24 protein-coding genes are annotated in these 23,725 nt (G+C 63.5%); 9 read left to right on the top strand and 15 right to left on the bottom strand.

Annotated elements, in window-relative coordinates; translation table 11 throughout:
* The first annotated feature begins 31 nt into the window (after positions 1-31).
* The 3 genes from LMTR13_RS37640 to LMTR13_RS37630 are packed head-to-tail and all read left to right on the top strand — an operon-like array spanning position 32 to position 2,778.
* A complete protein-coding gene (locus tag LMTR13_RS37640; RefSeq protein WP_065732142.1) occupies positions 32-778 on the top strand; it encodes an SDR family oxidoreductase in 747 nt (248 codons plus the stop codon).
* 34 nt (positions 779-812) lie between these two features.
* Positions 813-2,213: a dihydrolipoyl dehydrogenase gene (lpdA, locus tag LMTR13_RS37635; protein WP_065732141.1), complete on the top strand. Its 1,401-nt coding sequence runs from the start codon at positions 813-815 to the stop codon at positions 2,211-2,213.
* A 34-nt stretch (positions 2,214-2,247) separates the two neighbouring features.
* The gene (locus tag LMTR13_RS37630; RefSeq protein WP_065732140.1) at positions 2,248-2,778 is read left to right on the top strand and encodes a hypothetical protein; all 531 of its coding nucleotides are present in this window, start codon (positions 2,248-2,250) and stop codon (positions 2,776-2,778) included.
* 136 nt (positions 2,779-2,914) lie between these two features.
* Here the strand turns inward: LMTR13_RS37630 and LMTR13_RS37625 are convergent, their stop codons facing one another.
* Positions 2,915-3,505, bottom strand: a complete 591-nt coding sequence (locus LMTR13_RS37625; protein ID WP_065732139.1) for a DUF4337 domain-containing protein — start codon at positions 3,503-3,505, stop codon at positions 2,915-2,917.
* Between the two features lie 114 nt (positions 3,506-3,619).
* Positions 3,620-4,591 (bottom strand): tyrosine recombinase XerC, encoded by a 972-nt coding sequence (locus tag LMTR13_RS37620; protein WP_065732138.1) that lies wholly within the window; start codon positions 4,589-4,591, stop codon positions 3,620-3,622.
* Positions 4,592-4,725: 134 nt separating this feature from the next.
* On the opposite strand from LMTR13_RS37620, the gene LMTR13_RS37615 reads away from it, so the two are divergent.
* Positions 4,726-6,936, top strand: coding sequence for a primosomal protein N' (locus tag LMTR13_RS37615; RefSeq protein WP_065732137.1), 2,211 nt, complete (start codon positions 4,726-4,728; stop codon positions 6,934-6,936).
* A 156-nt stretch (positions 6,937-7,092) separates the two neighbouring features.
* Here LMTR13_RS37615 and LMTR13_RS37610 read toward each other — a convergent pair whose 3' ends face one another.
* Positions 7,093-7,581, bottom strand: coding sequence for a septal ring lytic transglycosylase RlpA family protein (locus tag LMTR13_RS37610; RefSeq protein WP_065732136.1), 489 nt, complete (start codon positions 7,579-7,581; stop codon positions 7,093-7,095).
* A 656-nt stretch (positions 7,582-8,237) separates the two neighbouring features.
* On the opposite strand from LMTR13_RS37610, the gene LMTR13_RS37605 reads away from it, so the two are divergent.
* The 5 genes from LMTR13_RS37605 (at position 8,238) to LMTR13_RS37585 (ending at position 13,294) form a co-directional block, all read left to right on the top strand.
* Positions 8,238-8,798, top strand: a complete 561-nt coding sequence (locus LMTR13_RS37605) for a F0F1 ATP synthase subunit delta (protein ID WP_065732135.1) — start codon at positions 8,238-8,240, stop codon at positions 8,796-8,798.
* The gene (gene atpA, locus LMTR13_RS37600) at positions 8,798-10,327 is read left to right on the top strand and encodes a F0F1 ATP synthase subunit alpha (RefSeq protein ID WP_065732134.1); all 1,530 of its coding nucleotides are present in this window, start codon (positions 8,798-8,800) and stop codon (positions 10,325-10,327) included. The genes LMTR13_RS37605 and atpA overlap by 1 nt, the downstream gene beginning before the upstream one ends.
* 94 nt (positions 10,328-10,421) lie before the next feature.
* Positions 10,422-11,300 (top strand): F0F1 ATP synthase subunit gamma, encoded by an 879-nt coding sequence (locus LMTR13_RS37595; protein ID WP_065732133.1) that lies wholly within the window; start codon positions 10,422-10,424, stop codon positions 11,298-11,300.
* 54 nt (positions 11,301-11,354) lie between these two features.
* On the top strand, positions 11,355-12,797 hold the full coding sequence (gene atpD, locus LMTR13_RS37590; RefSeq protein ID WP_065732132.1) for a F0F1 ATP synthase subunit beta: 1,443 nt from the start codon (positions 11,355-11,357) through the stop codon (positions 12,795-12,797).
* A gap of 89 nt (positions 12,798-12,886) precedes the next feature.
* Entirely contained in the window at positions 12,887-13,294 is a 408-nt protein-coding gene (locus LMTR13_RS37585) for a F0F1 ATP synthase subunit epsilon (RefSeq protein WP_065732131.1), read from the top strand.
* A gap of 128 nt (positions 13,295-13,422) precedes the next feature.
* Here LMTR13_RS37585 and LMTR13_RS37580 read toward each other — a convergent pair whose 3' ends face one another.
* The 12 genes from LMTR13_RS37580 to LMTR13_RS37530 form a co-directional block, all read right to left on the bottom strand.
* Positions 13,423-13,923, bottom strand: coding sequence for an Hsp20/alpha crystallin family protein (locus LMTR13_RS37580; protein WP_065732130.1), 501 nt, complete (start codon positions 13,921-13,923; stop codon positions 13,423-13,425).
* Between the two features lie 92 nt (positions 13,924-14,015).
* Complete coding sequence (locus LMTR13_RS37575) at positions 14,016-14,468, bottom strand: Hsp20 family protein (protein WP_065732129.1); 453 nt, start codon at positions 14,466-14,468, stop codon at positions 14,016-14,018.
* A 190-nt stretch (positions 14,469-14,658) separates the two neighbouring features.
* The gene (locus tag LMTR13_RS40130; protein ID WP_083219388.1) at positions 14,659-14,952 is read right to left on the bottom strand and encodes a hypothetical protein; all 294 of its coding nucleotides are present in this window, start codon (positions 14,950-14,952) and stop codon (positions 14,659-14,661) included.
* A 153-nt stretch (positions 14,953-15,105) separates the two neighbouring features.
* The gene (locus LMTR13_RS37570) at positions 15,106-15,603 is read right to left on the bottom strand and encodes an RNA pyrophosphohydrolase (RefSeq protein WP_065732128.1); all 498 of its coding nucleotides are present in this window, start codon (positions 15,601-15,603) and stop codon (positions 15,106-15,108) included.
* Positions 15,604-15,759: 156 nt separating this feature from the next.
* The gene (locus LMTR13_RS37565) at positions 15,760-16,266 is read right to left on the bottom strand and encodes an RNA pyrophosphohydrolase (protein ID WP_065732127.1); all 507 of its coding nucleotides are present in this window, start codon (positions 16,264-16,266) and stop codon (positions 15,760-15,762) included.
* A 96-nt stretch (positions 16,267-16,362) separates the two neighbouring features.
* Positions 16,363-17,562: a divergent polysaccharide deacetylase family protein gene (locus LMTR13_RS37560; protein WP_065732126.1), complete on the bottom strand. Its 1,200-nt coding sequence runs from the start codon at positions 17,560-17,562 to the stop codon at positions 16,363-16,365.
* 156 nt (positions 17,563-17,718) lie between these two features.
* Positions 17,719-19,077 (bottom strand): S41 family peptidase, encoded by a 1,359-nt coding sequence (locus LMTR13_RS37555; RefSeq protein ID WP_065732125.1) that lies wholly within the window; start codon positions 19,075-19,077, stop codon positions 17,719-17,721.
* Positions 19,074-20,438: a murein hydrolase activator EnvC family protein gene (locus LMTR13_RS37550; RefSeq protein WP_156795935.1), complete on the bottom strand. Its 1,365-nt coding sequence runs from the start codon at positions 20,436-20,438 to the stop codon at positions 19,074-19,076. Before LMTR13_RS37550 ends, LMTR13_RS37555 begins: the two co-directional genes overlap by 4 nt.
* Positions 20,439-20,496: 58 nt before the next feature.
* Positions 20,497-20,979, bottom strand: a complete 483-nt coding sequence (rlmH, locus tag LMTR13_RS37545) for a 23S rRNA (pseudouridine(1915)-N(3))-methyltransferase RlmH (RefSeq protein WP_065732123.1) — start codon at positions 20,977-20,979, stop codon at positions 20,497-20,499.
* A gap of 95 nt (positions 20,980-21,074) precedes the next feature.
* Positions 21,075-21,428, bottom strand: coding sequence for a ribosome silencing factor (gene rsfS / locus LMTR13_RS37540; protein WP_065732122.1), 354 nt, complete (start codon positions 21,426-21,428; stop codon positions 21,075-21,077).
* 233 nt (positions 21,429-21,661) lie between these two features.
* On the bottom strand, positions 21,662-22,291 hold the full coding sequence (locus LMTR13_RS37535; RefSeq protein WP_065732121.1) for a nicotinate-nucleotide adenylyltransferase: 630 nt from the start codon (positions 22,289-22,291) through the stop codon (positions 21,662-21,664).
* A 31-nt stretch (positions 22,292-22,322) separates the two neighbouring features.
* Positions 22,323-23,615 (bottom strand): glutamate-5-semialdehyde dehydrogenase, encoded by a 1,293-nt coding sequence (locus tag LMTR13_RS37530; protein WP_065732120.1) that lies wholly within the window; start codon positions 23,613-23,615, stop codon positions 22,323-22,325.
* Positions 23,616-23,725: the final 110 nt, after the last annotated feature.

Genomic DNA, 23,725 nt, shown 5'->3' with positions numbered 1-23,725 from the left:
ATCCATGCGCATTGATTTGTAGAGGCCTGATGTGACGGACAAGGTTGTTGTAATCACCGGCGGCAGCCGCGGCATCGGCCGCGCTACTGCGCTAGCGGCCGCCGCGCGCGGCTTTCGGGTCGTTGTCGGCTACGCCAGCAACGAGGCGGCGGCAAAGGAAGTCGTCTCGCTGATCGAGCGCAAGAACGGCAAGGCGATTGCCGTGAAATGCGATGTCGGCAGCGAGAAGGAAATTCTCGCGCTGTTCGCCGCTGCCGACGAATTCGGCACGTTAGGGGCGCTGGTCAATAATGCCGGCATTGTCGGGCCCTCGGCGCGGGTCGAAGACATGTCGGCCGAGCGCATTCAGCGCATGATGGCGGTCAATGTGACCGGCAGCATTTTATGTGCGCGCGAAGCGGTGAAACGGATGTCGACCCGTAAGGGCGGCGAGGGCGGCGTCATCGTCAATCTTTCCTCGGTTGCGGCGAAACTCGGCTCGCCCAACACCTATGTCGATTATGCGGCGTCCAAGGGCGCGGTGGATTCCTTCACCGTCGGCCTCGGCCACGAGGTCGCCGGCGAGGGCATTCGCGTCGCCGCGATCCGGCCCGGGCTGATCGATACCGAGATTCATGCCTCGGGCGGCGAGCCCGATCGCGCGCACCGGCTCGCGCATATGGTACCGATGAAGCGCGTCGGCACCGCGGAAGAAATCGCCAACGCCATCGTCTGGCTGATCTCGGACGAGGCGTCCTACGTCACCAGTGCCATCCTTGATGTGTCGGGCGGGCGGTAATAACTGACACCTTTCTCAGCTACAGGACTTCACCATGGCTTCCTACGATCTCGTCGTCATCGGCACCGGCCCGGGCGGATATGTCTGCGCGGTGCGCGCGGCGCAACTTGGCATGAAGGTGGCCGTAGTCGAGAAGAACGCGACGCTGGGCGGCACCTGTCTCAACGTCGGCTGCATGCCGTCGAAGGCGCTGCTGCACGCGTCCGAAATGTTCGAGGAGGCCGCGCACTCCTTTGCCAAGATGGGCGTCAGCGTTTCCGCGCCGAAGCTCGATCTGCCCGCGATGATGAATTTCAAGCAGCAGGGGATCGACGGCAACGTCAAGGGCGTCGAATTCCTGATGAAGAAGAACAAGATCGACGTCCTCTACGGCGCCGGCAAGATTCTCGGCGCCGGCAAGGTCGAGGTCAGCGGTAACGGTAAGTCGCAGACGGTCGACACCAAGAACATCGTCATTGCGACGGGCTCCGACATCGCGCGGCTGAAGGGCATCGAGATCGACGAGAAGCGCATCGTGTCGTCGACCGGCGCGCTATCGCTCGACAAGGTGCCGGAGAAGCTTCTGATCATCGGCGCCGGCGTGATCGGGCTCGAGCTCGGCTCGGTCTGGAAACGGCTTGGTGCTGAGGTCATGGTCGTCGAGTTTCTCGACCGCATCCTGCCCGGCATGGATGGGGAAGTTGCAAAGCAATTCCAGCGCATCCTCGAAAAGCAGGGCTTTGTATTCAAGCTCGGCGCCAAAGTGACGGCCGTGGACGCTTCCGGCAAGACGTTGAAGGCGACGGTGGAGCCGGCGGCTGGCGGCACGGCAGAGACGATCGAGACCGACGTGGTGCTGGTCTGCATCGGCCGCGTGCCCTACACCGAAGGTCTCGGGCTCAAGGAAGCCGGCATTGCGCTCGACAACCGCGGCCGCGTGCAGATCGACGCGCATTTCGCCACCAGCGTGAAGGGCGTCTATGCGATCGGCGACGTCGTGGCGGGTCCGATGCTCGCGCACAAGGCCGAGGATGAAGGCGTCGCCTGCGCCGAGATCATTGCAGGGCAGGCGGGCCACGTGAACTACGATGTTATCCCGGGCGTGGTGTATACCACGCCGGAAGTGTCGTCGGTCGGCAAGACCGAGGAAGAGCTGAAGCAGGCTGGCGTTGCCTACACCTCAGGCAAATTCCCGTTCACCGCCAACGGCCGCTCCAAGGTCAACCAGACCACTGACGGTTTCGTGAAGGTTCTCGCAGATGCGAAGACCGACCGCGTCCTCGGTGTACACATCGTCGGCCGCGAAGCCGGCGAAATGATCCAGGAAGCGGCCGTTCTCATGGAGTTCGGCGGTTCTGCCGAGGATCTGGCGCGGACTTGTCATGCGCATCCCACCCGCTCCGAGGCCATCAAGGAAGCCGCGCTTGCAGTCGGCAAGCGGGCAATCCACATGTGATTGAACCCGGCAGAAGCGGGCACAGACCACATCGATGATGCGCCGCTTACTTCAACCGTTCTGGGTCCTGCTTGCGGTCATTTTCCTGGTCGAAGCCTGGCTGTGGGATCATCTCGAGCCGATCGTCGAGCGCGTCGTTGCGCTGATCCCGCTTCGCGCCTTCAAGCAATGGCTGTCCAATCGCGTCGATGCGCTGTCGCCGGCGATGACCCTGATCGTGTTCGCCGTGCCGGTGATTCCGCTGTTTCCGCTCAAGCTGGCCGGGCTCTGGCTGTTGGCGCACCAATACTGGTTCAGCGCGGCGGTTGTGATCGTGTTCGGCAAATTGCTCGGCGTCGGCGTCACTGCATTCATCTTCGACGTCACGCGCGCGAAGCTGTTGCAGATGGCGTGGTTCAAGAAGGTCTATGAATTCGTCATGGCGATGCGCGCCAGGGCGGCCGCCCTGGTCTATCCAATCAAGCAGCGCATCCGGGAAATCCTGCGCGGCGACGGCGATAGCTGGTCGTCGCGCATGCTGCGCACGATCGCGCGCTTCCGCAGGAGCGTGCACGAAGCGCGGTAGGGCATCACTGTCATTGCCCGCGAAGGCGGGCGATCCAGTATCCCAGAGACGTCAGCGCTTGAACCGAGAAGCCGCGGCGTACTGGATGCCCCGCCTTCGCGGGGCATGACTGCGGAAGCAATTCGACAGATGCTGCTCAATGCAGATGCAGCAGATGCGGCGCGTAGAGGCCGAGCGCGGTGATGCCGATGCCGGCGATCGCCAGTATGCCTGACACCCAGGCCAGCACGATCATGCCGGTGATGATGGTGGCGGACGCCAGCACGATGCCGATCTGGAAGGCGGCTGAAGCGATTTCGTAGTGGTGATATTTTGCGGTCGCCTCGTCGCGCTGGTGCTCGGCGTGCTTGGCGCGTTTTGCCAGCTCCTCCGAACCTTCGCCGGTTTCCGGCTCCGAGCGATAACGCTGTGCGGTCTTGTTCCAGTCGTCGATCTGCTTCTGAAGCGCCGCCTTTGCAGCATCGTCGCCGACGGTTCCCATGCTGAGCTTGGCGTGTTCGGCGGTGGCCTGCACCACGGTGCGGCGAATGCTCTTTGCCTGGAAGAATGCCCAGAGGTTCGAAGCCTCAACATTCTTGCTGATCGCCTCGGTCTGGGCGCCCTTGCCCAGCGTTTCCGAGAACGCCAGGAACAATGCGATCACGGCGATCAGCAACGCGATCTTCTTGTTCGAGCCTGAAGCATGCTCGGCGTGCTCCGCATGCTCCATGCTTTCATGTGCGCCCATTTATTCCCCTCCTGTAGTTGGCGCGCGCACGATTGCCGGAACCGCATCGCGAGCGCAAGAGGCCAGCTAAGGAAGCCACCGATGTGACGGGAGTATGTCGCCGAACGCTGAGATTCAGCCGCGCGGATGAGTGCTGCGATAGACTTCCAGCAGCCGCTCGCTATCGATCCCGGTGTAGATCTGCGTGGTGGAGAGCGAGGCGTGGCCGAGCAGTTCCTGGATCGCGCGCAGATCGCCGCCGCGGCTGAGCAGATGGGTGGCAAAGGAATGCCGCAGCGCGTGCGGGGTGGCGCTGTCGGGTAACCCCAGCGCGCCGCGTAATCGTTCCATGGTGAGTTGAATGATTCGCGGGGAAAGCGGCCCGCCGCGCGCGCCGACGAAGATCGGGCCGGCCGGCGGCAATGAATGCGGGCACATCGCAACGTAATTGGCGATAAGCGCCAGCACGTTCTGCAGCACCGGCACCATGCGGGTCTTGTTGCCCTTGCCGGTGACGATGATGACATCGCCTTCGCCGGGCTTGGGCACGTCGCGGCGTTTCAGTCCCAACGCCTCCGCGATGCGCAGGCCTGATCCGTAGAGCAGCGCCATCACGGCGGCGTCGCGCGCGAGTATCCAGGGATCGCGTTCTTCGCCGGCGCGCTCATCGGCATCGGCAAAGCGCTTGGCCGCCGCCATCTGGATCGGCTTCGGCAGGCTTTTTGCAATTTTCGGCGCGCGGATGGCGGAGAGGGCTCCGACCTTGCCTTTGCCTTCCCGTTCCAGAAAGCGCCCGAACGAACGCAAGCCCGCCAAGGCCCGCATCAGCGAGCGTCCGCCGATGTCGTCGGCGCGACGCATCGCCATGAAGGCCCTGACGTCGGTCGCCTCGAGCGCCGCAAACCGCTTCAGCGTGACTTGGGCCCCCCAATGCTCGGCCAGGAAGGTGAGGCATTGGCGGAGGTCTCGGGCGTAGGCTTCGAGCGTCTTTGGCGACAGCCGCCGTTCGGCGCGCAGATGCGTCAGCCAGCGCGTCATCTCCCGCGCGAGACCCTCGTCGGCGCATTCGAGCTCGACCGCTTGCAGTGCCGGAACTTCCCTGGCCATCGTCCTTGCCTTCGAGAGCTTGCCTTGGAGACGGTGATTCAATGCATTATATCGCACCTCTTTCGTTTACCGTTCGCTAACTCGCCGGGGCGGCGCTAGCTTCGCTCCGGATACCTCGAGCCTGATTCCCCCTGATGGACCACACCACCCGCCAAACCAGCTCCTCGACCTCGTCGACCCGCGTCGTCGACGTGCTGGTGCCGGTGGCGCTTAATCAAAATTATTCCTACCGCGTGCCGCGCGGCATGGAGCTGAAGGCGGGCGACGTCGTCTGCGTGCCGCTCGGGCCGCGCGAGGTGGTGGCGGTGGTGTGGGCGGAGAACGCCAATCCCGATCCGCGTCTTCACAACCGCCTGAAGGACGTCGGCGAAAAGCTTGACGTGCCGCCGCTCAAAGAGGAATTGCGCAGCCTCGTCGATTGGGTCGCCAACTACACGCTGTCCGCGCGCGGCATGGTGCTGCGCATGGCCTTGCGGATGGGCGAAAATCTCGGGCCCGAACGGATGCGCCTCGGCGTGCGGCTGATAGGCCCAGCGCCGCAGCGCCTGACGCCGGCACGGCGTCGGGTGATCGAGGTGCTGTCGGACGGCCTGTTGCACGGCAAGTCGGATGCGGCGCGCGAGGCCGGCGTCAGTTCAGGCGTGATCGATGGCCTGGTCGATGAGGGCACGCTCGCCGTCGAGGCAATGCCGCCGCCATTGGCGCCGCCGGCGCCCGATCCGTCCTTTGCGCAGCCGGAGTTTTCCTACCAGCAGCGCGCGGCGGTGGACATGATGCGTACGCTTGCCGCCAACGGCACATTCCACGTCGCGCTGCTCGACGGTGTCACCGGATCGGGCAAGACGGAAGTCTATTTCGAGGCGATTGCGGAAGCCGTCCGGCGCGGCAAGCAGACGCTGATCCTGATGCCCGAGATCGCGCTGACCGGACAATTCCTCGACCGCTTCGCCCAGCGCTTCGGCGTGCGACCGCTTGAATGGCACTCCGAACTGACGCCGCGCACGCGGCAGCGCAATTGGGCCGCGATATCGGCCGGTGAAGCGCCGGTCGTGGTCGGCGCGCGCTCGGCATTGTTTCTGCCCTATGCGGATCTTGGCCTGATCATCGTCGATGAAGAGCACGACCAGGCCTACAAGCAGGATGACGGCGCGCATTACCACGCCCGCGACATGGCGGTGGTGCGCGCGCATATCGCCAAAATTCCGATCGTGCTGGCGTCCGCGACGCCATCGGTCGAGAGCGAGGTCAATGCGCGCAAGGGACGCTATCAGCGCGTCGCGCTGCCGTCGCGTTTCGGCGGGCAACACATGCCCCATATCGAGGCGATCGATTTACGCCGCGCTCCGCCGCCACGCGGCCGCTTCATCTCGCCGCCGCTCGCCCAGCAAATCCGGTTTGCGATCGAGAAGCGCGAACAGGCGCTGTTGTTCCTCAACCGCCGTGGTTACGCGCCGCTGACGTTGTGCCGGGCCTGCGGCCATCGCTTCGCCTGCACGATCTGCGATGCCTGGCTGGTCGATCATCGGTTTCGCCAGCGGCTGGTCTGCCACCATTGCGGCTTCTCGATGCCGCGGCCGAATATCTGCCCGCATTGCCAGGCCGAGGAATCCCTCGTCGCAGTCGGCCCCGGCGTCGAGCGCCTGCAGGAGGAGGCGGCTGTGCTGTTTCCGGAAGCGCGCACCATGGTGCTGTCGAGCGATCTGATCACCTCGATCGAGACCCTGCGCAGCGAGCTGAACGAAATCGCGGAAGGCCGCGTCGACATCATCATCGGTACGCAACTGGTGGCGAAGGGACATAATTTCCCGCGGCTCAATCTGGTCGGGGTGGTCGATGCCGATCTCGGGCTCGGTAATGGCGATCCGCGCGCCGCCGAGCGCACGTTCCAACTGCTCAACCAGGTGATCGGGCGAGCGGGGCGCGATCAGGGCCGCGGCGTCGGCTATTTGCAGACTCACCAGCCGGAACATCCCGTCATGAAAGCATTGGTCGCCAACGATCGCGAGGCTTTCTATGCCAGCGAAATCGATTCCCGCGAGCGCACCGGCTATCCGCCGTTCGGCCGGCTCGCCAGCCTGATCATTTCCGCCGGCGACCGGCCGACCGCGGAAAGCTTTGCGCGGCGCCTTGCCGCCGTGGCGCCGATCGACGAGCGCATCCAGGTGCTGGGCCCTGCTGAAGCGCCGCTTGCGGTGATCAAGGGCCGCTATCGGTTTAGGATCCTGGTGAAGTCGCTGCGCAATGTCGATCTGTCGGAGTACCTGCGCGAATGGCTCGCCGCCGGTCCGAAGACCAAGGGCAACCTCAAGCTCGAGGTCGACGTCGATCCGCAGAGCTTTTTGTGAGCCGTACTTTCACCCTCCAGGGGAGGGTAAACAAAAAAAGCCTGCCGTCATTTGCGACGGCAGGCCTTTGTTGCCGCGGAAAGTTCCGCAGGCGGTTACGCAACGCAACGCTTACGCGATCAGATGGACCGGAAGACGGCGCGCGATTCGCGCGCTTTAGATGACCTCGGCGGTGACGTGGCCGACGCCGGCGCCGGTCAGGCCGATGGCCCTGGCAGCGCCCTTGGAGAGGTCGAGCACGCGTCCCTTGATGAAGGGGCCACGGTCGTTGATCGTGACGATCACGCTCTGACCGCGGTGGGTCACCCGGAGCTTGGTGCCGAACGGCAGCGAGCGGTGGGCGGCGGTCATGGCGTTCTGATTGAATCGCTGTCCGGAGGCGGTCTTGCTGCCGGATTCATTGCCGTAAAAGGAGGCCTTTCCCGAGAAGCCGCGCCCGGTGCTCTGGGGGCCGATCGAGGCATTGGCGTCCAGCCAATTGCTGCTCTTGGCCTTGTGAGCGTGGTGGGAATGGTGGCGATGATGCCTGGATTTCGCGGAGGCCTCCGAAACGGTGCCGCCGACCAGGAGAGTTGCGGCGACCAAGGCGAGCGCCGTGCGCGACCGGGTTAGAGCTCCCGGCACCACTTTATTGGTATGCAACATTAAACTAGTCCCTCAGATAGTATTGCCACATACGTGACAAATGGAACCCCCGTCCCAGTTTCGTGAGGGCCGTTTGATAAGGCAATGAGGCATGAATTGGGCAGTAAATCGGGAATGTCTCGGGCTGACATATCTTGTTACCGAGATCAACTAATCAAACGATATTCCGTAATCTTGCGCGTTAACGAACTTTTAACCAATGCAATACTGTCTATCTTCTGCGAATACAGTCATCCTCAGGCATGGAAAGATTTAGGCAAGTAAAAGGCAAATGGAGAGGATCGCGGCGGTTCGTTCCGAATGCTATCGGTCATAGCGGCCATGCAAATACAGGCGGAACAAATTGACCGGCCGAGGACTGCGCGCCAGATCGCCTGCACTGTCGCGGTCAAAATTCCGGCGTGCTGACCCCTCATCAACCGTCTTCGACCGGGTGTGAAGATTGACGTGCGACAAGGCACCGCCTGAACGCGCGGTCATGTTGCACCTGCGCGCTCGCTATGTTAGCAAAGCCGCGATTTTAACGATCCCGGCACCTCTCGTGCCGGTCGAAAATCGAAGTCCCGCTTGAATTCCAAGGGCTTGGATCGCTAGGCGCCGCTACCCGTGGCGACGGTTTTTCCCTTGCGAGTTTGACATCTGAAAAGAGCGTCTCTGTGGCTGCTGAAGATCCGTCCGTTTCGGGAGTGTCCGGCCGTTATGCTACGGCCTTGTTCGAGTTGGCGCGCGAGGAGAAATCCATCGACGCGGTAAGGGCCGACCTCGATAGATTCGAGGCCATGCTGAACGAAAGCGCCGATCTCAAGCGCCTCGTCCGCAGTCCGGTCTTCTCGGCAGATGCGCAGGCAAAGGCGCTCAATGCCCTGCTCGACAAGGCCGGAATTACCGGCATTTCCGCCAAATTCCTTAAGGTGTTGACCGCCAACCGCCGACTGTTCGCAGTGGCCGATGTGATCCGCGCCTTCCGCGCGCTGGTGGCGAAGTTCAAGGGCGAAGCGACTGCCGACGTCACCGTCGCCGAACAGCTCAGTGACAAGAATCTCGACGCGCTGAAGACCGCACTGAAATCGGTGACGGGCAAGGACGTCGCGCTCAACGTGAAAGTCGATCCCTCCATCATTGGCGGCCTTGTGGTCAAGCTCGGCAGCCGCATGGTGGATAGTTCGCTTCGCACCAAACTCAATTCGATCAAGCACGCGATGAAAGAGGCAGGCTGATGGACATCCGCGCCGCGGAAATTTCCGCGATCCTCAAGGACCAGATCAAGAATTTCGGCCAGGAGGCTGAGGTCACCGAAGTCGGACAGGTGCTGTCCGTCGGTGACGGTATCGCCCGCGTCTATGGTCTGGACAACGTCCAGGCCGGTGAAATGGTCGAGTTCGAGAACGGTACCCGTGGCATGGCGCTGAACCTCGAAACCGACAACGTCGGTATCGTGATCTTCGGCGCCGACCGCGAGATCAAGGAAGGTCAGACCGTCAAGCGTACCCGCGCCATCGTCGACACGCCGGTCGGCAAGGGTCTGCTCGGCCGCGTCGTCGACGCGCTCGGCAACCCGATCGACGGCAAGGGCCCGATCCAGGCCGACAAGCGCATGCGCGTCGACGTCAAGGCGCCCGGCATCATTCCGCGCAAATCGGTGAGCGAACCGATGGCGACCGGCCTCAAGGCGATCGACGCGCTGATCCCGGTCGGCCGCGGCCAGCGCGAGCTGATCATCGGCGACCGTCAGACCGGCAAGACGGCAATCGCGCTCGACACCATCCTGAACCAGAAGCCGCTCAACGCGCAGCCGGACGAGAACATCAAGCTGTATTGCGTCTACGTCGCGATCGGTCAGAAGCGCTCGACCGTTGCCCAGTTCGTCAAGGTGCTGGAAGAGCAGGGCGCGCTGGAATATTCGATCGTTGTCGCCGCCACCGCATCCGACCCGGCGCCGATGCAGTACATCGCGCCGTTCACCGGTTGCACCATGGGCGAGTACTTCCGCGACAACGGCATGCACGCCGTCATCATCTATGACGACTTGTCCAAGCAGGCCGTCGCCTACCGCCAGATGTCGCTCTTGCTGCGCCGCCCGCCGGGCCGCGAAGCCTATCCGGGCGACGTGTTCTACCTGCACTCCCGCCTGCTCGAGCGCGCAGCGAAGCTCAACAAGGACCAGGGCTCGGGCTCGCTGACGGCGCTGCCGGTCATCGAAACCCAGGCCAACGACGTGTCGGCCTACATCCCGACCAACGTGATTTCGATTACCGACGGTCAGATCTTCCTGGAAACCGATCTGTTCTTCCAGGGCATCCGCCCGGCGGTGAACGTCGGTCTGTCGGTGTCGCGCGTGGGCTCTTCGGCGCAGACCAAGGCGATGAAGAAGGTCGCCGGCAAGATCAAGGGTGAGCTGGCGCAGTACCGCGAAATGGCGGCCTTCGCGCAGTTCGGCTCCGACCTCGACGCTTCGACCCAGCGCCTCCTGAACCGCGGCTCGCGCCTGACCGAACTCCTGAAGCAGCCGCAGTTCTCGCCGCTGAAGATGGAAGAGCAGGTCTGCGTGATCTGGGCCGGCACCAACGGCTATCTCGACCCGCTTCCGCTCAACAAGGTGCGTGCCTTCGAGGACGGCCTCTTGTCGCTGCTGCGCGGCAAGAACGTCGAGATCCTCGACGGCATCCGCGACAGCCGCGATCTCTCCGACGATCTCGCTGGCAAGCTGAAGACCGTGGTCGAAGGCTACGCCAAGACGTTTTCTTGACGATTTGCCGTTGCGGCCCGGCTGATAGCCGGGCCCGACGAAAGAGTGGCTTGCGGTCGGGTGCCTTACACCGGATCGCCGGGGTGAACTGAGAATGGCTTCACTTAAAGACATGCGGGTCCGCATCGCCTCGACCAAGGCGACGCAGAAGATCACCAAGGCGATGCAGATGGTTGCGGCCTCGAAGCTGCGCCGCGCGCAGACCGCCGCCGAAGCGGCCCGGCCCTATGCCGAGAAAATGGACGCGGTGATTTCCAACATCGCCGCTGCTGCCGCCGCCTCGCCCGGCGCTCCGGCGCTGCTCGCCGGCACTGGCAGGGATCAGGTGCATCTCCTGCTCGTCTGCACGGGCGAACGCGGTCTGTGTGGTGCGTTCAATTCGGCGATCGTGCGTCTGGTCCGCGAGCGCGCGCTCTCCCTGATCAACCAGGGCAAGGACGTCAAGATTTTCTGCGTCGGCCGCAAAGGCTACGACCAGCTCCGCCGCACCTTCGAGAAGCAGATCATCGAGCATGTCGATCTGCGCGGGGTTCGCCAGCTCGGCTTCGTCAACGCCGAGGATATCGCCAAGAAGATCCTGACACGGTTCGACGCCGGAGAGTTTGACGTCTGCACGCTGTTCTATTCGCGCTTCAAGTCGGTCATCGCGCAGATCCCGACCGCCCAGCAGGTCATTCCGCTGGTGGTCGAAGAGCCAGCCGCCAATGCGCGCCCGTCGCCCGCTTACGAATACGAGCCGGAAGAAGACGAGATTCTGGCGCGGCTGTTGCCGCGCAATCTCGCGGTGCAGATCTTCCGCGCGCTCCTGGAAAACAACGCCTCTTTCTACGGCGCGCAGATGAGCGCGATGGACAACGCCACCCGCAACGCCGGCGAAATGATCCGCAAGCAAACCCTGGTCTACAACCGAACCCGTCAAGCCCAGATCACCAAGGAGCTGATCGAGATCATCTCCGGCGCCGAGGCGGTCTAGCGCACGAACCAAACGACGGTCGTTCAAGTACAGAATTTCGAAGGAGAGCAATTCATGGCCACAGCAGCTAACCAGATCGGTCGCGTCACCCAAGTCATGGGCGCCGTTGTCGACGTGCAGTTCGAAGGTCATCTGCCGGCCATTCTCAATTCGCTGGAGACCAAGAACGGGGGCAACCGCCTGGTGCTGGAAGTCGCGCAACACCTCGGTGAGTCCACCGTGCGCACGATTGCGATGGACGCTACCGAAGGTCTGGTGCGCGGTCAGGAAGTGACCGATACCGGCGAGCCCATCGCAATTCCGGTCGGTGACGGCACACTCGGGCGCATCATGAACGTCATCGGCGAACCGATCGACGAAGCCGGTCCGATCAAGGCCGAAGGCAAGCGCGCCATCCATCAGGAGGCGCCGACCTACACCGACCAGTCCACCGAAGCCGAAATTCTCGTCACCGGCATCAAGGTCGTCGACCTGCTCGCACCCTACGCCAAGGGCGGCAAGATCGGCCTGTTCGGCGGCGCCGGCGTCGGCAAGACGGTGCTGATTCAGGAATTGATCAACAACGTCGCCAAGGCGCATGGCGGTTACTCGGTGTTCGCCGGCGTCGGCGAGCGTACCCGCGAAGGCAACGACCTCTATCACGAGTTCATCGAGTCCAAGGTCAACGCCGATCCGCGCAATCCCGATCCGAGCGTGAAGTCCAAATGCGCGCTGGTGTTCGGCCAGATGAACGAACCGCCCGGCGCCCGCGCCCGCGTCGGCCTCACGGGTCTGACGGTTGCCGAGCACTTCCGCGACCAGGGTCAGGACGTGCTGTTCTTCGTCGACAACATCTTCCGCTTCACGCAGGCCGGCTCGGAAGTGTCGGCGCTGCTCGGCCGCATCCCGTCGGCGGTGGGCTATCAGCCGACGCTCGCCACCGACATGGGCGCGCTGCAGGAGCGCATCACCACCACGCACAAGGGCTCGATCACTTCGGTGCAGGCGATTTACGTGCCGGCCGACGACTTGACCGACCCGGCGCCCGCCACCTCGTTCGCCCACTTGGACGCGACCACGGTGCTGAGCCGCGCGATTTCGGAAAAGGGCATCTACCCGGCGGTGGACCCGCTCGACTCCACCTCGCGCATGCTCTCCCCGCTCGTCGTCGGCGAGGAGCACTATCAGACCGCGCGCATGGTTCAGCAGGTGCTGCAGAAGTACAAGTCGCTGCAGGACATTATCGCCATTCTCGGCATGGACGAACTGTCCGAAGAGGACAAGATCGCGGTGGCCCGCGCCCGCAAGATCGAGCGCTTCCTGTCGCAGCCGTTCCACGTCGCCGAAGTCTTCACCGGCTCGCCCGGCAAGTTCGTCGACCTCGCCGACACCATCAAGGGCTTCCGCGGTCTCTGCGAAGGCAAGTACGACCATCTGCCGGAAGCGGCCTTCTACATGGTCGGCACCATTGAGGAAGCCGTCGAGAAGGGCAAGAGGCTGGCTGCCGAGGCAGCTTAAGAGGCGAGTGACGAATAGGAAGTAGCGAATAGTTAAGCGCTACTTCCTGCACCATTCGCTATTCGCCATTCGCTATTCGCAGGTTCTCCATGGCTACCTTTCATTTCGATCTCGTCTCCCCCGAAAAGCTCGCCTTCTCCGGCGAGGTCGACCAGGTTGACGTTCCCGGCGTGGAAGGCGATTTCGGCGTGCTGGCCGGCCACGCGCCGGTCGTGGCGGCGATCCGCCCGGGTATCTTGACGGTCACGGCAGGTGGGGCGCATCAGAAGATCATCGTGCTCGGCGGCCTTGCCGAAATGTCGGAAAGCGGACTGACCGTGCTGGCCGACGTCGCCACCTCGATGGCCGAGGTCGATCGCGCGCAGTTCGCCGAGACCATCGCTGAGATGGAAGCCAAGCTCGCCGAGAAGGAAGGTTCTGAACTCGATCACGCCATCGAGCGGCTGGACCACTTCAAGAGCATCCAGATCGAGCTCAACGCTACCGCTATGCACTAAGCCCCGGGGCACAGCTCCGGGGCGTAATGAATGTCCCCGATGACGCCAGCGCTCGTCACACTGTGACGGGCGCTGAGCTTTTTTGGCATCAGTCTTTCATGCGGCGCACTGCGCCGCCGCCATTCCCGTCACTGATTGACGATCGGGATGCGCTTGACGGCCGAACGAGCCTGTTCGGATTTCGGCAGCGTGATCGTCAAGACGCCATCATGGAATTTGGCTTCGGCCTTGTCTTCGACGACGCCGTCAAGCGGGATTTGCCGCTCGAACGCGCCGTAATGGCGCTCGGTGAAGTATTTGCCGCCATTGTCGGTCCGCTCGGATTTCTTCTCGCCGCGCAGCGTCAGGACGCCGTTGGCGATCTCGACCTGGACGTCTTTTTCCGTCAGCCCGGGCAGTTCAGCCGAAACTTTCAGCTCCTTGTCGGTTTCGCTGAGTTCGATGCTCGGCCATCCGAAGCGGCCTTCCATCAGCGGACTGCCGAAACGGGCAGGCGTCGCGAAGCCGCGGAAAACATCGTCGAACAGCCGGTTCATTTCCCGGTGCAGGGTGAAGAAGGGGTCGAAGCTGTCGCGCGTGGACGAAAGCTCCTGATTTCTCGACCAGGGGATCAGATCACGAAAAGCCATAGTATCCTCCTTACAGAGATTGCTGTTGTTGCTTGCGCAGGCTCGCGCGCGGTCGCTCATCCGCGCGCCGAGCCCGTATTGCCGAAGCGGCCTTAAGCCGCCTTCTGCTCGATCTGGCGGGAAGTGTCGGCGTTGCCGATCGGAATGCGCCGCGGCTTCATCGCGTCAGGCACTTCGCGAACGAGATCGACGATCAAGAGCCCGTCCTTGAACGAGGCCTGCCTGACCTGCACATAGTCGGCAAGATTGAATACCCGCCGGAACGGCCGGGCCGCGATGCCATGATACAGGTATTCGCGTTGCTCGGCGTCGGGCTTCTTGCCCTCGATGATCAGCGTGTCGCGTTCTGCGGTGACGGCAATATCGTCCATACCAAAACCGGCAACGGCGAGCGAAATCCGGTAGGCGTCTTCGCCGCAGCGTTCGACATTGTAGGGTGGATAATTGTCGTCGACGGACTGCCGCAAATTGCTGTCGAGCAGATCGGCCAGATGATCGAAACCGATCGTGGAACGCCACAGGGGCGAGAAGTCAAAGGTCCTCATAGCCAAGTCCTCCTAAGAGCAAGATGGATACGAAGGAGCGTCGGACACCGTCCGGCGCCCGCTCAACTCGCCGGACCCAGGCTGGCATCCGGCGCCGCTGTCCGCGGCAGAAATCGAATTAGAAAAACGGCGAAAAGTTTCAAGAGGGTAGCCAAAAATCTTTCGCCGACTGCGACGGATTGCCGAAGGCTCAATCGGGGTTGAAGCCGTCCGATGGCCGTCCGGTCGGCGCGGAGGGCGCTGCTTGAACGTTCCGATCAGAACGAACGCGAGCAATTGCTGGTTCGCGGTTCCGGCCTGAGCACAGAGCTTGCGGATCACCCGGCCTCTGGCCGACCGACAACAGCATGAACAGGTTCCGATAACCCTGGTACCTGGCGGCCGGACGGGTGCGTTCTCGTCCGCTCATGATCACCCTGCCATTTTGGTCCTGCACGCGCCATTCCCAACTCCGGCGGCGCTTGGTCACGATCACGTCGTTCATGTGAGAGGAGACACCAAGCATTGCTATCTATTCCAAAGTCAACTCGGCTGCAGCGGCAGCGCTGTCAAGTGGGTAAGTCTCGCGCCCCCTCGAAGTAGTTCAGCGGCGGGAGTTGTATCCAGGGCTGCCGGACGCGGCGGCGTACGCAGGTTGCTACCGGGCGAATTCCGCGAACTGCTGCGCCACCATCCGGTACACGTCGCGCCGGAACGGCACGACGAGGTCCGCGACCCGGTCGAGCCGTTCCCAGCGCCAGGAATCGAATTCTGCCGGCTGGCCGTTGCGCGGCGTCAGCGGGTCGATCTCGTCGTCGCGGCCGGTGAAGCGCAGCGCGAACCATTTCTGCCGCTGGCCACGGAATTTCGCGAGGCGATGCGTGGGCGCGCCGTCATAGGGTGGAAATTCGTAAGTCATCCAGTCGGTTTCGCCGAGGTATTCGGCGCTGACGGCCCCAGTCTCCTCCCAGAGTTCGCGCATGACGGCATCGCTCGGGTTCTCGTCGGCGTCGATGCCGCCCTGCGGCATCTGCCATTCTAACCCGGGGAGAATGATTTCCGGTCCGTCGTCACGAAAGCGGCGGCCGATCAGCACCTGGCCCGAGGTGTTGAACAGCGCGATTCCCACGTTGGGGCGATAGGGTTTGTCGGACATCTTCAGTGGCCGTCATTTTGCGGCGCGCATTAGCGCGAACTATGGTGCGCATTGCGCACCTGAGAATCTCGAGATTCTCCGATGTGCGCTTGCACATCGTGGTTCATGCTTCGCATGCCCCGGAATGACCGAGAGCTGCGTGGAAGATGTGTCGTGCTAAGCGCCCGCAAGGCTGGCGAACTCCTTGACCACGCGTTCATAGACGGGCCGCTTGAACGGAACGATCAGGTTCGGAAGATTCTTCATCGGCTCCCACCGCCAGCCGACGAATTCGGCCTTGTGCCCGCCGCCGCCGGGGCTGGCGACGTTGATCTCATTGTCCTTGCCGGTGAAGCGCACCGCGTACCATTTCTGCCGCTGCCCGCGATAACGGCCCTTCCAGGCGCGGCCGGCCACCGTGCGTGGAATGTCGTAGATCAGCCAATCCGGGACCTCGCCGAGCTTCTCCACCGAGCGAACACTGGTTTCCTCGTAAAGCTCGCGCTTGGCGGCCTCCCAGGTATCCTCGCCGGGATCGACCCCGCCCTGCGGCATCTGCCAGACGTGGGTTTCGTCGACATGTTCGATGCCGCCGGCGCGCCGGCCAATGAAGACCAGCCCGGCCGCGTTGATCAGCATCATGCCGACACAGGTCCGGTAGGGCAGGTCCTCGTAGCGCGCCATTCCGTCAGGACTCCTATGCCTGCAGCAAGTCCACCCGCAAACCGGCCGGGGCGGCGCAGTCCGAGGGAGTCCGGATTGCTGCCATCAGGTTGATCTCTAGCCTGATTTTGATTTCAGCATCGCCGTTGTCAATGGCACAAGCATGATGCCGCGGGACTCGAGCGTCTTGATCCACGCGGCAATCCGCTCGATCGAAACCGGCAGCGCCGAGGCGACGCCAACGGCCAGTCCGCGCTCCTTGGCGAGCGTCTCCAGTTTCACCAGCGTCCGGTCGATTTCGGCCGAGGTCGGCACGGCATCGATGGTGAAATCGGCCTTGGCGAAGGGCACCGATTGGGCTGCCGTGAGGGACGGCGCGGCGCTGCGCGGTGAGGAGCCGTCATCGAGATAGCCGAGGCCGCGCTTGGCTGCCTCGCGGATGATCGGCTGCATCACCGTGTCGGTCGCCGTGAAACGCGCCCCCATGAAATTGGCGATCCCGGCATAGCCCTGAAACCGGCTGAGGTGCCAATACAGCCGGTCGATGTTCTGCTCCGCCGTCAGCGTCGTAAGCAGGGTCTGCGGGCCGGGATCGTTGTCGGGATAATCGAACGGCTCCATCGGAACCTGCAGCAGGATCTCGTGGCGCTGCGCGCGGGCCCGCTCGGCCAATTTGGCGGGGTCCGCCCCATAAGGCGTAAACGCCAGGGTCACGGCCGGCGGCAGTTTCATGATGGCATCGGCCGTCTTGGCAGCGCCGACGCCGAGCCCACCGATGACGATGGCCACCACCGGCATCTTGGCGGCCTTGGTGCGGTCGGCGTCGGCCGCGTAGACCGTGAAGGGCTTCAGACCGTCGGCAACCGCCGGGATCATGCCGTAGCGCGACTTTTCGAGGAGCCGCTGATCGATGCCGGCCATCGGGGTTGCCGGCGCGGAGTCTGGGCCGGCCTTGTCGGCGGTATCGCTGCCGATCACGACGTCCTGGCGCTTGCCGCTGGAACCGTCGATGATGGTGACGGTCTTGTTATCGCCGGCCGGGGCCTGTTGGGATGGACCTTTTGCGGCCTGTTCGGTGTGGCCGGAAGCTGCGAGCTGCTTGTCGTCCCCCGCCGGCTTGCGCAATACGACGCGGGCGATGGGCTCACCACCCAGCGGGTTATCGACAAAGAGAGCGACGGTCAGGAAGGCTGTCAGGAACAGGCCGAGCAGCACGGCCAGCGCCTGCATCGCGGTGAACGGCAGCCGAAACCGCCGCTTCCGGCGCTCCGCCTTCTGTCCAAGCGGCGTGCTCAGTTCGTCGGCCGTTTCCGTCATAGACCTCCCCGAATCAACGTCGCTGACGATACCACGGGAGGCGGATTCGAGCGCTGCGTCGCGCGCACAAGCCTGGCCGGGCAGCGGACGCGCCGCAACTGCAACAAAAAAGGCGGCCCGGAGGCCGCCTTTTCACGGAAATTTACGGGGCTACAATCAGTTCGCCGCCTTGTTGGCGGGCTTGTCGACGGCCGCCTTGTCACCGGGCGCCGGTGCGCTCGCCGTCGACTTGATGCCGTGCAGCAGGTCGGCGGCCGTCTTCAGCGCCTTGTCGTCCTTGGCGTCCGGCGGGACGTAGGATTGCGAGCCGGTCTTCTCGTCACCATCGTTGGTCTTCAGGTGGCCGCGTAGCGAGGCTTCGCCCTTGGTGTCGGTGCGCGCCTTCAGTTCGTCCGGCACGTCCTGCAGCACCTCGATGTCGGGCACGATGCCCTTGGCCTGGATCGACTTGCCCGACGGCGTGTAGTAGCGCGCAGTCGTCAGGCGCAGCGCGCCGTTGCCGCTGCCCAGCGGGATGATGGTCTGCACCGAGCCCTTGCCGAACGAGCGCGTGCCGACCAGCGTGGCCCGCTTGTGGTCCTGCAGCGCGCCGGCGACGATTTCCGACGCCGAAGCTGAACCGCCATTGACCAGCACGATGATCGGCCTGCCCTTGGTGAGGTCGCCCGCATGTGCCGCGCGGCGTTGGGTTTCTTCGGCGTTGCGGCCGCGGGTGGAAACGATCTCGCCGCGCTCCAGGAAAGAATCGGAAACGGTGACCGCTTCCTCGAGCAAGCCGCCGGGATTGTTTCTTAGGTCGATGATGTAGCCCTTCAGCTTGTCGCCGATCTGGTTGGTGAGGTTACCGATCTCGCGCTTCAGGCCTTCGGTGGTCTGCTCGTTGAAGGTGGTGATGCGGATATAGGCGATGTCGTCCTGTTCGATGCGGGCGCGCACCGAGCGGACGCGGATGTTGTCGCGCACCAGCGTGACTTCGATCGGGTTGTCCTGGCCCTTGCGGATGATCTTCAGCCGGATCTTGGTGTTGACAGGACCGCGCATCTTCTCGACCGCCTGGTTGAGGGTGAGACCCTGCACGGCTTCGTCGTCGAGATTGGTGATGATGTCGTTGGCCATGATGCCGGCCTTCGACGCCGGCGTATCGTCGATCGGCGAGACGACCTTGATCAGACCGTCTTCCATCGTGACCTCGATGCCGAGTCCGCCGAACTCACCGCGAGTCTGCACCTGCATGTCGCGGAAGCTCTTGGCGTCCATGTAGCTGGAATGCGGATCGAGTCCGGTCAGCATGCCCGAGATCGCCGATTCGACCAGCTTGGAGTCGTCGGGCTTCTCGACATAGTCGCTGCGCACGCGTTCGAACACGTCGCCGAACAGATTGAGCTGGCGGTAGGTGTCCGAAGTCGCCGCACGCGCACTCGATCCCATCAGCACAGAACGCGGCTGCGTGACGAAGAGCGTCAAAGCCGCACCGGTGGCGGCGCTGAGAAGAATTACAGAAGTCTTGCGCATCATCCGCGAACCTTTTCGCCTTCACTTGAGGCCCACCATGGGCCTGAGTCGATTGGAGTGCCGTCCTTGCGGAACTCGACATAGAGCACCGGCTGGCTCGCGGTCGTCGCGAGAATGGATGCAACCTGGGACGTTGTCCCCATGGTCGCGACCGGCTCTCCCGTAAGTACAAACTGGCCGATGTTTACCGAAATGCGCTCCATCCCGGCGATCAGGACATGATACCCGCCCCCGGCATTGAGGATCAAGAGTTGTCCGTAGCTACGGAAGGGTCCGGCGTAAACAACCCAGCCGTCACACGGTGTTGTGACTTGGGCCCCGGCGCGCGTCGCCAAAGAAATGCCTTTTTCCACGCCACCTGCGCCGTCGGAACCGCCAAAACCGCGAATCTTGCGGCCATTGACCGGAAAGGCGAACAGCCCCTTGGCGGAGCCAAAGGCGATCGCCGGGCTCAGCCGGGCGGGATCTTTCAATGCCCCCAGATTGGGCTTACCGCCCGGGGCGGCCGGGGCGCCCTGCAGGCTGGCGGTCGCTGCCGCCTTGGCGGCGCTCTTCAAATCCTGCTCCATTTTCGCAATCAGCCCCTGCAGATTGTCGACCTGCCTGGACAGGTTGATGGCGCGCGCACCTTCGGCCTCCATGTCCTTTTCGATCGCGCTCTGCTTGCGCTGTCGCTCCTCCACCAGCGCAGCCAGCCTGATGGAATCGTCCTTCAGCCTGTCGCGGTCCCGTGCCAGCACGTCGCGCTCGGTGGCAATGGTCTTGCGCAAGTTCACCAATTCGCCGAGATCGGTGGCGAGTTTCTCCGCGCGGCCGCGCAGTTCGGGAACGACCGATCCGAGCAGCATGGCGGTACGCAGCGATTGCAACGCGTCCTCGGGCCTGACCAGCAGTGCGGGCGGCGTGCGCCGTCCGGCTCGCTGCAAGGCGGCCAGCACCTCGACGATTTCGGAGCGGCGTGAATCGAGCGAAGCGCGGATCTGCTGCTCGCGGCTGTCGAGCGGGCGTAGCCGGCCCTCGGTCTCGCCGATGCGTGTCTCGACGTTGCGCACCTGGGTGGCGATGTCGATCAGTTGCTGGTTGAGCTTGGAGCGGTCCTGCCCGATCGCCGCGATATCGGCCTTCAGCTTTTGCTGCAACTCGGCCGCCTTGCGCTGCTCCTCACGCGTAGCCTCCAGTTCCTGCTCGCGCTGCTTGATGGCATCGGGGGAAACGGCAGTCGCCTGCTGCGCGGTCGCCGAGGACTGTGCGACCGCCGGCGAAAGCGATGCTGCGGCGAAGCTTATGGACAGCAGGATCAGGGGAAGCGAGACGGCTGACGTCAGCCACGCGCCGCGATCGGTGGTGCCTGGGTATGAATGCATGTCCCGTGTTGAATTCATCCGGCCTATTCAGCGTTTTCTGTATTCACGTCACCGTGCCTTACGCGCGGTGGTACGGATGGCCGGCCAAAATGGTCGCGGCCCGGTAAATCTGTTCAAGAAGCATGACGCGAACCATTTGATGCGGCCAGGTCGCCGAGCCGAACGCAATGCGCAATTTAGCCTTGCGCTGCAAATCGGGCGAAAGTCCGTCCGCGCCGCCGATGGCGAAAATTGTGTTGGCGATCCCCTCATCCCGCCACTGGCCGAGCTGCCGGGCGAAGGTCGCGCTATCGATGTTCTTGCCGTGCTCGTCCAGCGCCACCAGTACGGATTTCTCCGGTAAAGCCGCCGTAATCGCCGCGGCCTCCTCCGATATCCGGGTTGCGGTGTCGCGTGCGCGGCTTTCGGGAATTTCATGGATCGAAAGCCCACGAAAGCCGAGTTTGCGGCCGATGTCCTCGAAGCGCTCGCGGTAGCGTTCGGCCAGCTCCTGCTCCGGGCCCTGCTTCAGCCGGCCGATTGAAACCACGACGAGGCGCATGAATGCTGTTTCTGGCGTGCACTTTCCGGCGCGCGCGCTTTCCGCACGCGCTCGCAAACTACATGCACCTCAGCCGATTCGCATCGGCCGAGAGTTCAGATCGCTGCCGCCGCCGGGTTTTGCGCCCACAACCTTTCGAGATTGTAGAATTCGCGCACCTCGGGTCTGAACACGTGCACGACCACATCGCCGGAATCGATCAGCACCCAGTCGCAATTGGGCAAGCCCTCGACATGGATGTTCTTGATGCCGGTTTCCTTCAGGGCTTTCGTGACGTTTTCCGCGATCGCGCCAACATGCCGGTTAACCCGGCCGGTCGTGACGATCATGTAGTCGGAAAAGGCGGATTTGCCGCGAAGGTCGATGGTGATCGTTTCTTCCGCCTTCATATCGTCGAGGCGGGAGAGGATCATATTCAGCGTCTTGTCGGCGTCGGGTTGCGCCTTCAAGGCCGCAGCTTGTGTCGATGCTTTACCCGTATTCCTGGCGGACTTGCCAGGAGTCTTGCTGGTTGCCTTGGGCAAAACAGACTTGGACTTGGACAATACAGATGTGGCCAGGGACCATTTCCTTTCACTGTATCGCGAACGCCGAATCCTTGGCGTCCGCGGACCATATTAGGCATGTGGGGTTAATGGTTTCAATATTCCAGTGTCCCCACCCGCCGGTTCAGACCGAACTGTCACTTCTTTGCCTTCCAGCTCCCGTCGGAGTTCCGAAGACCCGTCGAGGACAGGTTTAGTTTCATGCCGGTGAGGAAAACCCAGGCCGGCGCCTGCTGATCGGCTAGCCGGGCCGCCTGATTCTCGGGCAACCTGTACCGCGCCAGCGCCTGGGCGGCCGGCGCAGCGAGCGCCCGGAAACTCTGCGGCGGACGGTCGATCACGGCCAGCGGCACCTCGGTAGCGATGCGCCGCCAATCCTTCCAGCGATGGAACTGCGCGAGATTGTCGGCGCCCATGATCCAGACGAAGCGCACGCCGGAAACGCGGCGCCGCAAGTGAATGATCGTATCGACAGTGTAGCGGGTGCCGATGACAGCTTCGAGACAACTGATATCGATGCGCGGATCGTCGGCGACCTCGAGCGCGGCGCGGGCGCGTTCGGAAAGGCCGTGCAGCCGGCCGGTATCCTTCAGCGGATTGCCTGGAGTCAGCAGCCACCAGATGCGATCGAGTTTCAGGCGCTTGAGCGCAAACAGGCTTATGGCGCGATGCGCGGCGTGCGGCGGATTGAACGAGCCGCCGAGCAGGCCGACGCGCATGCCATTGGTATGGAAGGGAACGGCTTGCGCGGCGGATTGCAATTCCATCAGCCGGGTCACCGCGGGCGTGGGCTGGCGTTCACGGCCGCGTCTGCCCGGTGCCGTGAACGCGGTATTTGAAGCTGGTCAGTTGCTCGGCGCCAACCGGCCCGCGGGCGTGGAATTTGCCGGTGGCGATCCCGATCTCCGCGCCGAAACCGAACTCGCCGCCATCGGCGAACTGCGTCGAGGCGTTGTGCAGCACGATCGCCGAATCGACCTCGCTGAGGAATTTCTCGGCCGCCTTGGCGTCCTCGGCCACGATCGCGTCGGTATGGCGCGAGCCGTGGTTCTGGATATGCGCGATCGCCGCATCGACGCCGTCGACCACACGCGCGGCAATGATGGCCTCGAGATATTCGGTATCCCAATCATCGTCGGTTGCCGGCTTCACCCGCGCATCGACCTTCTGCACGGCGTGGTCGCCGCGCACCTCGCAGCCGGCATCGAGCAGCATCTCGATCAACGGCTTCAGAGTAGCCGCGGCGCCTGCGCGATCCACCAGCAGCGTCTCGGCGGCGCCGCAAACGCCGGTCCGGCGCATCTTGGCGTTCAGCACGATCGACTTGGCCATGTCGAGCTTGGCGGTGCGATCGACATAGACGTGGTTGACGCCTTCCAGATGCGCAAACACCGGCACGCGCGCTTCTGCCTCGACCCGTGCGACCAGGCTCTTGCCGCCGCGCGGTACGATGACGTCGATGCCGCCGTTCAGGCCCGAGAGCATCAGGCCGACAGCGGCGCGGTCGCGCGTCGGCACCAGCGTGATCGCTGCTTCCGGCAACCCGGCCTCGCGCAGGCCCTGCACCAGGGCTTCATGAATTGCCCGGCAGGAACGGAAACTGTCGGAGCCGCCGCGCAGGATCACGGCATTGCCCGACTTGAGGCAAAGCACGCCGGCGTCGGCGGCGACATTGGGACGGCTCTCGAAGATCACGCCGATCACGCCGAGCGGCACGCGCACGCGTTCGATGGTCATGCCGTTCGGGCGCTGCCAGCTTTCGGTGACGGCGCCGACCGGATCGGGAATGCCGCGCACGGTCGCAACGCCATCGGCCATCGCGTCGATGCGTGCGGGTGTCAGTGTCAGGCGGTCGATGAAGGCAGAGGTGGCGCCGCCCGCGCGCACTTCCGCGACGTCCTCGGCATTGGCCGCGAGGATCTTTGCCGCATTGGCGCGGATCGCCCGCTCGATCGCCTCCAGCGCCCGGTCCTTCTGCTCCGGCGGCGCCAGCGCCAGCACCCGCGCCGCGGCGCGCGCTTGGATAGCGAGGTCGGTCATCAAAGCGGGCAGATCGGCGTTACCGTCGATAGCCTTCAGGGGGGCGGTCATCACAGGTCTCAAGGTCTAGAGTAAGGCTATGTCCTAGCACGGAAATCCCGCTGTTGCGAGGTCCGGAACCAGCATGGCTGGCTGTCCTACCCGGCAAACGGCCGCTCGGC

The organism is Bradyrhizobium icense (genome assembly GCF_001693385.1).
GTDB classification, from domain to species: domain Bacteria; phylum Pseudomonadota; class Alphaproteobacteria; order Rhizobiales; family Xanthobacteraceae; genus Bradyrhizobium; species Bradyrhizobium icense.
Note: the sequence above shows the minus strand (reverse complement) of the source record. Positions and strands in the feature narration are given on the sequence as shown.

Coding starts and splice junctions, on each gene's coding strand:
- lpdA (WP_065732141.1), top strand. CDS start 813: ATGGCTTCCTACGATCTCGTCGTCATCGGCACCGGCCCGGGCGGATAT.
- LMTR13_RS37630 (WP_065732140.1), top strand. CDS start 2,248: ATGATGCGCCGCTTACTTCAACCGTTCTGGGTCCTGCTTGCGGTCATT.
- LMTR13_RS37625 (WP_065732139.1), bottom strand. CDS start 3,505: ATGGGCGCACATGAAAGCATGGAGCATGCGGAGCACGCCGAGCATGCT.
- LMTR13_RS37620 (WP_065732138.1), bottom strand. CDS start 4,591: ATGGCCAGGGAAGTTCCGGCACTGCAAGCGGTCGAGCTCGAATGCGCC.
- LMTR13_RS37615 (WP_065732137.1), top strand. CDS start 4,726: ATGGACCACACCACCCGCCAAACCAGCTCCTCGACCTCGTCGACCCGC.
- LMTR13_RS37610 (WP_065732136.1), bottom strand. CDS start 7,581: ATGTTGCATACCAATAAAGTGGTGCCGGGAGCTCTAACCCGGTCGCGC.
- atpA (WP_065732134.1), top strand. CDS start 8,798: ATGGACATCCGCGCCGCGGAAATTTCCGCGATCCTCAAGGACCAGATC.
- LMTR13_RS37595 (WP_065732133.1), top strand. CDS start 10,422: ATGGCTTCACTTAAAGACATGCGGGTCCGCATCGCCTCGACCAAGGCG.
- atpD (WP_065732132.1), top strand. CDS start 11,355: ATGGCCACAGCAGCTAACCAGATCGGTCGCGTCACCCAAGTCATGGGC.
- LMTR13_RS37585 (WP_065732131.1), top strand. CDS start 12,887: ATGGCTACCTTTCATTTCGATCTCGTCTCCCCCGAAAAGCTCGCCTTC.
- LMTR13_RS37580 (WP_065732130.1), bottom strand. CDS start 13,923: ATGGCTTTTCGTGATCTGATCCCCTGGTCGAGAAATCAGGAGCTTTCG.
- LMTR13_RS37575 (WP_065732129.1), bottom strand. CDS start 14,468: ATGAGGACCTTTGACTTCTCGCCCCTGTGGCGTTCCACGATCGGTTTC.
- LMTR13_RS40130 (WP_083219388.1), bottom strand. CDS start 14,952: ATGAACGACGTGATCGTGACCAAGCGCCGCCGGAGTTGGGAATGGCGC.
- LMTR13_RS37570 (WP_065732128.1), bottom strand. CDS start 15,603: ATGTCCGACAAACCCTATCGCCCCAACGTGGGAATCGCGCTGTTCAAC.
- LMTR13_RS37565 (WP_065732127.1), bottom strand. CDS start 16,266: ATGGCGCGCTACGAGGACCTGCCCTACCGGACCTGTGTCGGCATGATG.
- LMTR13_RS37560 (WP_065732126.1), bottom strand. CDS start 17,562: ATGACGGAAACGGCCGACGAACTGAGCACGCCGCTTGGACAGAAGGCG.
- LMTR13_RS37555 (WP_065732125.1), bottom strand. CDS start 19,077: ATGATGCGCAAGACTTCTGTAATTCTTCTCAGCGCCGCCACCGGTGCG.
- LMTR13_RS37550 (WP_156795935.1), bottom strand. CDS start 20,438: ATGCATTCATACCCAGGCACCACCGATCGCGGCGCGTGGCTGACGTCA.
- rlmH (WP_065732123.1), bottom strand. CDS start 20,979: ATGCGCCTCGTCGTGGTTTCAATCGGCCGGCTGAAGCAGGGCCCGGAG.
- LMTR13_RS37535 (WP_065732121.1), bottom strand. CDS start 22,291: ATGGAATTGCAATCCGCCGCGCAAGCCGTTCCCTTCCATACCAATGGC.
- LMTR13_RS37530 (WP_065732120.1), bottom strand. CDS start 23,615: ATGACCGCCCCCCTGAAGGCTATCGACGGTAACGCCGATCTGCCCGCT.